At 72.0% G+C, this 11,726-nt stretch carries 5 protein-coding genes; all 5 read right to left on the minus strand.

Features of this window, described 5'->3' with window-relative positions:
• Window positions 1-152 precede the first annotated feature (152 nt).
• The 5 genes from ACGF3C_RS23365 to ACGF3C_RS23385 all read right to left on the minus strand — a co-directional run bounded on the left by ACGF3C_RS23365 (window position 153) and on the right by ACGF3C_RS23385 (window position 11,702).
• Window positions 153-902, minus strand: coding sequence for a thioesterase II family protein (locus tag ACGF3C_RS23365; RefSeq protein ID WP_244219063.1), 750 nt, complete (start codon window positions 900-902; stop codon window positions 153-155).
• 34 nt (window positions 903-936) lie between these two features.
• Complete coding sequence (locus ACGF3C_RS23370; RefSeq protein ID WP_393225132.1) at window positions 937-1,872, minus strand: TauD/TfdA family dioxygenase; 936 nt, start codon at window positions 1,870-1,872, stop codon at window positions 937-939.
• An 85-nt stretch (window positions 1,873-1,957) separates the two neighbouring features.
• On the minus strand, window positions 1,958-3,385 hold the full coding sequence (locus ACGF3C_RS23375; RefSeq protein ID WP_393225135.1) for an MFS transporter: 1,428 nt from the start codon (window positions 3,383-3,385) through the stop codon (window positions 1,958-1,960).
• A complete protein-coding gene (locus ACGF3C_RS23380) occupies window positions 3,349-4,332 on the minus strand; it encodes an ornithine carbamoyltransferase (protein WP_357223111.1) in 984 nt (327 codons plus the stop codon). Before ACGF3C_RS23380 ends, ACGF3C_RS23375 begins: the two co-directional genes overlap by 37 nt.
• Window positions 4,332-11,702: an amino acid adenylation domain-containing protein gene (locus ACGF3C_RS23385; protein ID WP_393225139.1), complete on the minus strand. Its 7,371-nt coding sequence runs from the start codon at window positions 11,700-11,702 to the stop codon at window positions 4,332-4,334. The genes ACGF3C_RS23380 and ACGF3C_RS23385 overlap by 1 nt, the downstream gene beginning before the upstream one ends.
• Between the last annotated feature and the right edge of the window lie 24 nt (window positions 11,703-11,726).

Genomic DNA, 11,726 nt, shown 5'->3' on the forward strand with positions numbered 1-11,726 from the left:
GGCGTCGACTCACGCACCGCCGCCATCGCCACCGCAACCCAACTCGGCTTGATCCGACGGTGACCCGTACACCACAGAGCCACCGAGCGGCCCCACCGCCCTCTCCTCTGGCCACGGTTCCCGCGACCGTCCCTTGGGGCGTGGTCCGTCGGTCAGCCCAGGCGGGCGGTCACCGCGGCAACCACCTGCTCCTGTTCCGGCACGAGATAGAAGTGGTCACCGGGGAACGTCGCCAACTCGAAGCCGCCGGTAGTCAACTCCCCCCAGGCCCGCACCGTCGACGTGGTGCACGTCGGGTCCTCGGTCCCCAGGTAGGCGGCGATCGGGGCTCGGACCTTCGCCGGTTCGCGCGGCAGGTGGCGGTAGAGCATCCGCAGGTCCCCCCGGAGCGAGGGCATGATCAGCTCGCGGAGCTTCGGTGACCGCAACAGCACCGGATCGACCTCACCCAGGGCGCCGATCCGGCCGAGCAGATATTCGTCGTCGGCGAGATCCGGGTCGAGTTCGACCCGGGAGATGTGCGGCGCGCCGTGTCCCGAGACGAAGAGCACGCTCGGCGTGAACCCATAGCGGGACTCCAGGACCAGGGTGACCTCGTACGCCACCGACGCGCCCATGCTGTGGCCGAAGAACGCGATCGGCCGGTCCAGGTACGGCACGAGCACGTCACTGATCCGTTCGGCGAGCACGTCCATCTGATCCACGCAGGGCTCCAGCAGCCGGTCCTGCCGACCCGGGTAGCAGACCGCCAGCAGATCGGTGGCGCCGTCAAGCAGACCCGCCCACGGTTGGAACACGTTGGCGTTCCCACCGGCGTGCGGGAAGCAGACCAGGCGCAGGTCGGACCGCTCAGCTCGGCGGAAGGTCCGCAGCCACCGGCCACGCACCCCGGCCCCTGTCATCTCCACGTTTCTCCTCCCGCCGGCCGATGCCCGGTCAGTCCGACATCGCCACGAGGATGCGGCGGCTCCCGGTGTAGGGCCGCCGACCGTGCGCCACCAGCACGTTGTCGATCAGCAGCAGGTCACCGACGCGCCAGCCCACGTCGATCGCCGCGTCCAGCCCTCGGTCGCGGATCTGGAACACGTACTCGGCGGGGATCGGGCTGCCGTCGGCGAAGGTGACCGACTGGGGCAGTTCGTCCTGCGTCATCACCTGGGTCATCACCCGAGCGACCTCGTCGTCCAGAGCGGCCGGGTGCCACTGGTCGCTCTGGTTGAACCACACCTCCACCCCCGTTACGGGGTGCCGGGTGGTGGCCGGGCGGACCTGGCTCACCCGCAGCCCTTCCGCGGTCCACGTCCAGGTCGCCCCGGTGCCGTCGAGGAACGCCTCGACCTCCGCCCGGTCCTCGGTCTCAAAGGTCTGCTGCCAGCTCTTGCCCAGCCCCAGGCCGTCGTGCAGGTTCTGCTGGTAGCACACCCCGCCCGCGAAGGCGTCGCGGACCTCCGGGTCGAGAGACTCCAGCCAGTGACGGGCGTCGACCACCGGGGTGGCACCGCCGGTCGGCGCGGCGAGCTGGCAGTAGAACAGCAGGCGGGCCGGCCAGTGCGCGGCGTACGACAGTTCGTTGTGCATGGAGATGGTGTACGGCGCCGGGTACTCGGTCGAGGTGTAGACGTTGCGGCCGACCTTGGTACGTGGCGAGTTGCCATGCACGTAGGCGAGCCGGTTGGGCAGCACCATGTCCATCACCTGGTCCAGCGCGCCCGGCTCGACGCCGAAGCCCCGGAACACCAGCGCCTTCTCGGTGGTGAGTAACGCCGTCAGGTCCAGCTCCCGCAGATGGCCGATCAGCCCGTCAACGGTGGCCGCGCATCCGGCGCTGCTGGGTGTGATCTCGTGCGGCTGCCACATGCCGTGCTCGCTCATCGGTCGGTCTCCTCCACGCCAGGGTCGGTCCTGTGCCGGGCAGCCTGACGTGGGCGGCCATATTTCCTCGATATCGTCGCCGGGCTCAGCCATGCGGGTCGCGACCGGCTGCCGTCGCCGCCAGCTCGGCGTCGGCCCGCTCGGCGTCGGCCCGCTCGGCGTCGGCCCGCTCGGCGTCGGCCCGCTCGGCGTCGGCCCGCTCGGCGTCGGCCCGCTCGGCAGCCGCCTCGGCCCGTTCCGCCTCCGCGGCGGCACGGGTGCCGAAGGCCAGTACCGCGAAGACCGCGATCACCACCATCGTCGCGCCCACGACGGCCAACGCCACCTCGATGCGTGCGGCGTCCAGCAGGAAGCCCGCGAACAGCGCGCCGATCGAGTTGGCGCCCGAGGAGAGCAGCGTGAAGATCGAGCCCGCCCGGCCGCGCAGCTCGTCGGGAGTCGTCCTGAGCAGGTACAGCATCCCGGCCACATTGCCGATCCCGGCGCCGTAATTGATCAACGCCAGGATCACACTGACCGCCACCAGCCCGGGTGCCACGACCAGCAGCGGCATCAGCACCGCCCACACCACGTGGATGCCGATCATCATCCGGCGGATGCCCCACCGGCGCAGGTAGGCGTTACTGGTCATCGCGCCCGCCATGCCGAAGACGCTGTTGACCGCCAGCAGCAGACCGACCGTCGCGGGCGTGCCGTCCCGATCCTTGACCAGCACCACCAGACCGAGGCCGAGAACCTGGAAGAGGATGTTGCTGGCCGCGAAGAGACACAGCGCCCGACGCAGGTAGAGCTTGCCCCAGATGAAGACGACACCTTCCCTGATCTGGGCGACCAGCCCGCCTGCCGCGCCGTCCGGGGGCCGGGACGCCCGCAGGTCCCGTCGGACGAACAGCAGGGTCACCAACGACATCAGGTGCACCCCGGTGGCGAATAGGAACGGTGCGAACCGGGCCACGGCATAGAGCACGGTGCCGGTCGGCTGACCGAGGATGCTGGCGGCATTGGCCCGCGACTCGTTGGCCGCCATCGCCGCGCCCAGTTGGTCGCGGGGCACCACGGCACAGACCGCGGCTCGTTCCGCCAACGCGTAGCAGATGCCGAGGGTGGCCTCCAGGAACGCGACCACCATCAGGTGCGGCAACCGCACCGCGTCGAGCAGCACCACCGCCGCCACGCTGCCGGCTCCGAGAACGCGGCCGGTGGTGCAGACCAACATCGTCGAACGCCGGTTCCACCGGTCGACCAGCGCGCCGGACGGTAGCTGGGCGACGAGGTTCGGCAGCAGCGCGGCGAAGGTGACGAGGCTGGCTGCGGTGGCCGAACCGGTCGACCAGTAGACCAGCAGGGTGTAGCCGATGGAGGTGGCCCGGGCACCGAGCGCGGAGAGCCCCGAGCCGGTCCAGAGCAACAGGAAGTCCCGGTTGCGGGTGAGCCTCGCCGCGCGGCGGGCGGGTCTGCCCGGCGGCTCGACGACCGTCACCGCGTCGTCCCACCCGCACGCGATCGGCACCACTCCAGCACCGCCATAGCGCTGTAGAGCTTGTTCTCCGCCTGACCGAAGGCGATGCTCGCCGGCCCGTCGAGCACCTCCGAGGTCACCTCCTCGCCGCGATGCGCCGGCAGGTCGTGCAGGAACACCGCGTTCGGGCTGTGCCGCCAGAGTTCCTGCTCGACCCGGAACGGGGCGAAGACGTGTCGCCAGTCCGGGTCCGGCTTCACGGTGCCGGTGGTCTGCCAGCGGGTGGTGTAGATGGCGTCGAGATCGCCCGGCAGGTCGGACATGTGGCACCGCTCGACGATGCTCGCCCCACTGATCTCGGCCTGCCGGGTGGCGTCGGCCAGGATCTGGGCGGGCAGGCCGTAACCGGGCGGGGTGCGCAGTTCCAGTTCAACGCCCGGAAACCGAGTGAGCGCCAGGGCGAGGGCGGTGGCCGTGTTGTTGGCCTCCCCCAGGTAGAGCAGGCGCAACCCCTCGATCCGGCCGAACTGCCGCAGCAACGTGGTCAGGTCTGTCAGCGCCTGGGTGGGGTGCTCCTCGGCGCTCATCGCGTTGAGCACCGCCATCCGATTCTGGGCAGACCAGGCCCGCAACTCGGCCGGGTCACCGGCGGTGCGGGCGACCAGCACGTCGAGCATGCCGGACAGCACCCGGCCGGTGTCGGCGCTGGTCTCCCCGGTGTTGGTCTGCAGGTCCTGCGGGCCGTACTGGATCACGCCGGCGCCGAGCCGCAGTGCGGCGCTGGTGAAGGCGGTCCGGGTACGCGTCGAGGTCTTGAGGAAGTAGACCCCGGCGACCTGCCCGGCGAGCGGACTCCCGCACTCCCCGGCCGCGAACGCGGCGCCCCGGGCGACGATCGAGTAGAGGTCGCCATCGGTCAGGTCGCGGATCGACACCAGGTGCCGCACCTGCTGGACGGTGGGGTCGGTGACCGTCGCGGAGACGCTCGGAAAGGTCCTCATCACATGTCCTCCGTCCGTGCGGTGTTCGACATCAGCAGCGACATGACCTCGTCGCCTGCCTCGCCGTTGGTCAGCAGCACCAGCCCGGCCCCGTCCGGAACCCGACCGGTGACGAGCGCCCGGTAGCCGGTGATGTGGCCCCGGTGGGTGAACTCCACGTGTGTTCCAGCACTCCCCTCGATGCGGTCCACCATGCAGCCGAGCCCGAAGACGCCGCCCGGGCCCGCGGTCAGTTGTGCCCTCACCGTTTCCAGGCTGAGCAGGGCCGGATCACCCTGGTAGGCGGTCTGGATCTCACTGGTCAGCGCGGCCAGGTCGGTAGCGGTGGTCCAGAGGCCGGCTGCCGCCAGGTCCGCACGCACCGCCCAACCGTGTGGGTGTGGCTCGCCCCGTTCGTCGTGCCCGGCTGCCACCGGCCGGCCGGACGTCTCCGGAAAGCTCTGGTCGAAGCTGCTGCCGGTCATCCCCAGTGGTGCGAAGACCAGCTCGGCCATCAGGTCGGCGAAGGATGTCAGGGTGACGTCCTCCATGAGCTGCTGGACCACCACGAAGTGGCTGTTGCGCTCCACCGCGACCGGGTCGGGCGCGTCGAGCGCCCGCACCGGTTCGGTGGGCACGCCACGGCCGAGCAGCAGGTCCGACAGCGGCGGTACCGGGCCTCCGCGCGGATGTCCGCTGCTGCCCGTCGAGGTCAGGCCGGCGACGTGGCCGAGCAGTTGCCGCAGCGTCACCGGCCGGTCGGCGGGCAACTGCCACCCCTTGAGGTACGCGTTGACGTCCGCGTCGAGCTGGAGTGCTCCCCTGTCGACCAGGGCCAGCGCACCCACCGCCGCGACCAGCTTGCTGACCGAGCCCACCTGGAAGATGGTCTCCGGGGTCACCGGGGCGTCACCGCCCGCCGTGCAGTGCCCGACAGCAAGGACCTGCACCAACTCGCCGTCCGCGAGCACGGCCAGCGACGCGCCGGGCACCCGCGCCTCGGCGAGCAGTGGAGCGACCCGGGGCAACGGCGCGATCCGGGGCAGCGCCATGGCTCGCGCCGCACCGGGCCTCGGGGCCGTAACGGCCACGGTGAGCGCGGCGGCGAGGTCTGCCAGCGGTTGGTCCATCATCGCCTGTTGCAGGGTGAGCGGGAGGCCGGCCTGCCGGGCCGCGGTGACCACGGGCACCACCAGCAGTGAATGCCCGCCAAGGGCGAAGAACCGGTCCTGACGACCGACCCTGGGCACGTCCAGCACCTCGGCCCAGATCCCGGCGAGGATCGTCTCGGCCGGACTCAGCGGCGGGGCGATCTCCGCCTCCGTCCGCGGTGGCACCGCCGGCAACGCCCGCAGGTCCACCTTGCCGTTGGGATTGAGCGCGATGGCGTCGACCGGCACGAAGGCCGCCGGGACCAGGGCCGCGGGCAGCCGCCGGGCGCAGTGCCCGGCCAGGTCGTCGGCACCGCCCACGTGGTACGCGATCAGCTGGTTGCCCCCGCCCGGAGCCGGGCGGGCCACCACCGCCGCGTCGCGTACGGCGGAGTGTTCGAGGAGCACCGCGCGGATCTCGCCCGGCTCGACCCGGTGCCCACGGATCTTCACCTGGTCGTCGACCCGGCCGAGCAGGTCGAGTTGCCCGTCCGGCAACCAACGGCCGCGGTCACCGGTGCGGTACAGCCGGGAGCCCGCCGGCCCGTACGGGTCGGGCACGAACCGGGCGGCCGTGTGTCCGGGCCGTCCGGCGTACCCCCGAGCCAGTTGCGGTCCACCGAGGTAGACCTCGCCGACCGCGCCGACAGGCACCGGATTCAGCCGAGCGTCCAGCACGTAGGTACGCATCCCGCCGAGCGGCCGGCCGACCGGCGCGACCTGGCCGGTGAGCGCGCCGGTCAGCGGGTAACGGCTGACGGCGACCGTCGCCTCGGTCGGTCCGTACTCGTTGAGCAGCACGGTCCGTGGTGCGAGTTTCTGCCATCGCGCGCAGGTCCGCGCGGTGAGCGCCTCGCCGCCCAGCACCAGCACCGGGGTCAGCGCGGCTGCCTGCTCGCTCGACAACTGCCCGGCGAGCAGGTCCAGATGACTCGGGGTCAGCTTGACGAAGCTGAACGGCCCCGCCGCGGCCAGCCGCGGGCCGAGTTCGTCCAGCCCGGCGTCGGTCGGCATCAGCCACAGCCGCTGCCCGGCGACCAGCGGCGCCCAGATGGTGGTCACCACCATGTCGAAGGCGACCGACGAGAACAGTGCCGCGCCACCCACCCGGTCGGCGACGAGCTCGTCCACCGCCCAGTTCAGGTAGCCGGCCAGGCTGCGGTGGCTGACCTGCACACCGTTGGGCCGTCCCGTCGACCCCGACGTGAAGATCACGTACGCGAGCTGGTCCGGGTCGGTGCGGCCGGGCGGCTGGTCGTCGGGGCCGGCCGCGATCGGCCCCGCGTCGACGTCCAGCAGCACCCGGTCGACGCCGGTGAACCGGTCGACGTAGGCGCTGCTGGTGACCACGACGGTGGCCCCGGCCTGGGTGAGCATGGACGCGATCCGCGCCGCCGGGTACGACGGGTCGATCGGCAGGTACGCCCCGCCCGCCCGCCAGATGCCCAGCAGGGTCGTGACGAGGTCGGCACCCCGGTCGAGCAGCACTCCCACCACCCGCTCCGGCCCGACCCCCCGCTCCCGCAGGTGCCAGCCGAGGCGGTTCGCCGCCGCGTCGAGGCCGGCGTAGCTCAGCTCGCCGACCGCCTCGGTGTCGCCCGCGATGGCGGCCCTGTCCCGCACCAGGTCGGGCACCATGCCGGGCTCCGGCGCGTTGCCGTCGGTCGCCCCGACCCAGCCCACCAGCACGTTGTGCCGTTCCGCCTCGGGCAGCCGGATCGCGCGGGCGTCGCCGTCCGGGTCCGCCACCATCGCGTCGAGCACGAGCCGGTACATCGCGGCCAACCGCTCGACCTCGGCCCGCTCCAGGTGGTCGCTGTCGCTGCTCAGCTCCAGGTGCCCGGCGACCGCCGAGACGGCCAGGGCGAACTCCGAGCTGGCGGCGGCGTACCGGGGGCCCGCCTCGACGTGCTCACCGACCACCTCGTTGAAGTCGAGGTAGCTGAAGTAGACGTCGAGCAGGCGGGTGCCGGAACCCGCCGGTCGGATCGCCGGCGCGGGGTAGCGCCGGTGCGGCCACATTTCGACCTCCGTGGCGTGCACCCGGCGGACCAGTTCGGTCCAGGTGGCGCAGTCGCGCTCGTACGGGAACGGCAGCGTGTTCAGCGACATGGCGTACACCCGCTCGCTGCCCGGCATGTCCGGCCGGGTGTGGCAGACCAGGCCGCTGTAGAACCGGGGCTCGTCGGTGAGCTGGCCGAGCACCGTCAGGTGCGCGGCGTGCAGCACCGCCTTGAGCGAGACGCGCGCGCTGGAGGCCAGCGCGCGAAGCCCTGGTTCCAGGTCTCGGAACGGCACCCGGGCGGTGTGGGCGGTACGCGTCGGCGGCGGCGATGTGGGCAGCCAGCCGGTGGGGAAGGTGAACTTCACGCACCGCTCCATCAGGTCCTGCCAGTACCGTCGGTCCACCGGAGACTCCAGGGCGCGACGTTCCCCTGCGATGAAGTCGGCGAACCGCACCTCCGGCAGGGGCTCCGGCTCAGGCCCGGCACCGAGGCGCATCGAGCGGTAGCGGTCGAGGATCGCCGCGACCAGCGCGTGCAGGCTCCAGCCCTCGACGACCACGTGGCAGATCGTCAGCACCAACCGCCAACTCCGGTCGGTCTCCCGGCAGACGGTGAACCGCAGCAGCGGCGCCCGCTCGACGTCGAACGGCGACGCGTACTCCACGGCGACGAGGCGGCGCAGCTCGGCCTCCCGGTCCTCCTCGGACAACCCGCGCAGGTCGTGCGGCACGACCGGCACCCGCACGGCTGGATGCACCAGCTGCATCGGCACCGAGTAGCCGGTCGGGTCCACCGAGGAGCGCAGAACCTCGTGCCGGTTCACCACGAGGTCCACCGCCTCGCGCAGCGTCGCCAGGTCCAGCGGGTCGTCCTCGCGGACGAGGAAGGACGTCACGTTGTGGTAGTGGTTCCATCCGTTGTCGGCCAGCATCTCCAGCAGCATGCCGAGCTGCACCTGGGACAGCGGGTACGCGTCGGTGAGGCCATCCGGCAGCAAGGCCCGGTCCGGCGCGGACACCAGCTCGAACGGCTCCACCGGGCGGTCGACGTGCACCGGTCCGGTGCGGTCGACCAGCGCGGCGCACAGCCGGGAAACGGTTTGCAGGTCCATCACGTCCGCGACCGAGACGTCGAAGCCGGCCGTCCGCAGCGTGCTGGCCAGCACCAGCGCCTTGATCGAGTGGCCACCCAGCTCGAAGAAGCCGTCCTCGACGCCCACCGCCGGCAGGCCCAGCACCTGCGCCCAGATCCCGGCGACCCGTTCCTCCAACGCGGTACGCGGACCGACCATGGCCCGCCCGTCGCCGGGATCGCCGTCCTGCGGCGCGGGCAGCGCGCGCCGGTCGAGCTTGCCGCTGTTGTTGCGGGGCAGCTGGTCCAGCGTCACGAAGGCCGACGGGATCATGTAGTCCGGCAGCGTGCGGGCCAGCGCCGCGCGCAGCTCACCCGTGCTCGGCCGCTGCCCGGACGCTCCGGCCAGGTATCCGACCAATCGTGGATCGCCGGCAGTGTCCTCGCGCAGGACGACCGCCGCCTCGGCGACCGCCGGCAGCGCGGCCAGCGCCGACTCCACCTCGCCCAACTCGATCCGGTAGCCGCGAAGCTTGACCTGGTCGTCGAGCCGTCCGAGGAACTCCACGCTGCCGTCGGGTAGGCGGATCCCCAGGTCGCCGGTGCGGTACATCCGGCTGCCGGCGGGGCCGTAGGGGTCGGGCACGAACCGCTGGGCGGTCAGCGCCGGTTGGTTCAGATAGCCCAGGGCCACGCCGTGTCCGGCCAGGTGGATCTCGCCGGGCACACCGAGCGGCGTCGGGTGCCCCTGCTGGTCGAGTACGTACATGCGCAAACCGGCCAGCGGACGCCCGATCCGGCTGCCCACCCCGGCAGCGAGGTCGGCGCGGGTGACCCGGTGATAGCTGGAGTAGACAGTGGTCTCGGTGATCCCGTACATGTTGACGAGGGCGATCCGGGCCAGTCCGAGCCGATCGACCCACGGGGCGAGTTCGGCGAAGTCCAGCCGCTCGCCGGCCAGGACGACCGCGCGCAGCACCAGTCGCCGCAGCCGCTGGTCACCGTCGGCGGCCAGCCGAACCAGTCCCCGGAAGGCCGTGGGGGTCTGGGCCAACAGAGTGACCTCCTGCTCCACCAGCAGGTCGAGCAGATCCTCCGGCACCCGGGCCACCGCCGGCGGCACCACCACCAGTCGGCTGCCATGCAACAGCGCACCCCACAACTCCCACACCGAGACGTCAAAGGCGTACGAGTGGAACAGCGCGACCACGTCGGTCTCGTCGGTGGCGTAGTGCTCCTGCGCGCTGTCGAGCAGCCTCAGCACGTTGGCGTGGCTGACGCAGACACCCTTCGGGCGGCCGGTCGAGCCGGACGTGTAGATGACGTAGAGCGGGTCGTCGGCGTCGTTCACCGCGGCCGGGTCGGTCTCCGGGTGGCCGGTCAGGTCGGTGCGGTCGAGCAGCACCAGATGCCCGTCGTGACCGGCGAGCGCGTCGACGTGGGCACCCGTGGCGACCACCGTCCCGGCGGCTGCGTCGGCGAGCAGGTACGCGATGCGCTCGGCCGGCTGGGTCGGGTCCAGCGGCAGGTAGGCGGCACCGGCCTTGAGCACGCCGAGCAGGGCGGGCACCAGGTCCGCACCTCGATCCAGGCAGACACCGACCACCGCGCCCCTGCCCACACCGACGGCCCGCAGGTGCCCGGCGAGCCGGTTGGCCTGTGCGTCTACCTGCGCGTACGTCAGTCGGGTCGGGCCGGCGACCACCGCTACCGCGTCGGGTGCGGCGGCCACCCGAGCCTGGAACAGCTCGACCACCGTGCCGGTCGCCGGCTCCTCGACGCCGGTGTCGACCACGCCCAGCAACCGCTCCCGCTCGCCACCGGGCAGGTGGACAGCCTGCGCGTCACCGGCCGGGTCGGCGACCATCGCCGCCAGCACAGCCCGGTACATGCCGGCCAGCCGCTCCAGATTTGCTCGGGAGAGCACGTCGCTGCGGCTGGATAGCTGGTAGTTGCCCCGGTGCGCGAAGACCGACAGCTCGAACTCGGTGGCGCCGTCGCCGGCGCTGCCGACGACGACCGGCTCGGTGCCGGTCATGGTCGCCGACTGCCCGGCGCGGGAGAAGTCCTGGTAGTTGAAGAGCACCCGCAGCAGCCGCTGACCGCTGCCCCGCTGGATCTCCGCCAGCGGGAGCCGCCGGTGCGGCCAGAGGTCTACCTCCTGGTCGAAGACCGCCGTCACCAGGTCGCGCCACGTCCGGGCGGTGCGCTCGTATCCGAACGGCAAAGTGTTGAGATACATGCCCTGCACCCGGTCGGCCCCGAGCACCTCGGGCCGGGCGTCGCAGACCAGCCCGGCGTGGAAGCTCTGCTCGGTGGTGAGTTGGCTGAGCACCTTCAGGTGCGCCGCGTGCAGCGCCGCCTTGACCGAGACGCCGGCCGCGGAGGCGAACCGTGCGACGGCCTCGTCCAGATCGGTGACGTCGACGGTCGTCGAGATGGCCGTCGGATCGCCCGGCTCACCCCAGCCCGCGGGGAGCACGAACGGGTTGCGCCCGTCGACCACCGTGCGCCAGTAGTCCCGGTCCTCGTCGGACGCCAGCGCGGACAGCTCGGCGGCGATGAAGTCGGCGTACCGCACCACCGGCTGTTCGGTTTCGGTGGGGCTCCGCCCGTCGGCCAGGTCGGCGTAGACGGCCAGCAGTTCGGCGAGCAGTTGTGCGCTGCTCCAGCCCTCGGTGACCGCGTGGCAGATGGTGAAGCTCAGCCACCAACTCGCGTCGCCGTCCTGGTGCGCGGCGACGCGCAGCAGTGGCGCGACAGCCAGGTCGAAGGGGGTGGACCGCTCGGTCGCGACGAACTCCTCGAAGCGTCGCACCTGCTCATCGGCCGGCACGTCGCGACCGTCCACCACGGTCACCTGCGGGGTCACCTCGGCGTGAACGAGCTGCATCGGCACCGAGTAACCGGTCAGGTCGAACGATGTGCGCAGGATCTCGTGCCGGGCGACGACCGTCGCGACGGCGGCCCGCAGCGCGTCGGCCGAGAGCGGTCGCCCGTCGCGGACCTGGTGGGCGATGACGCTGTGGTAGGCCGCCCGGGCTCCGCTGGTGGCCAGCTCGACGAGCATGCCGAGTTGGGTCTGCGCGGCGGGGTAGGCGTCGGTGAGGTCGTCCGGCAGCGCGGCCCGGTCCGCGTCCGACAGCAACGCGAACGGCGCCACCGGCTCCCACTCGTCAACGCCCTC

The sequence above is a fragment of the Micromonospora sp. NPDC047762 genome (assembly GCF_043204655.1).
In the GTDB taxonomy this organism is placed as follows: Bacteria; Actinomycetota; Actinomycetes; order Mycobacteriales; family Micromonosporaceae; genus Micromonospora.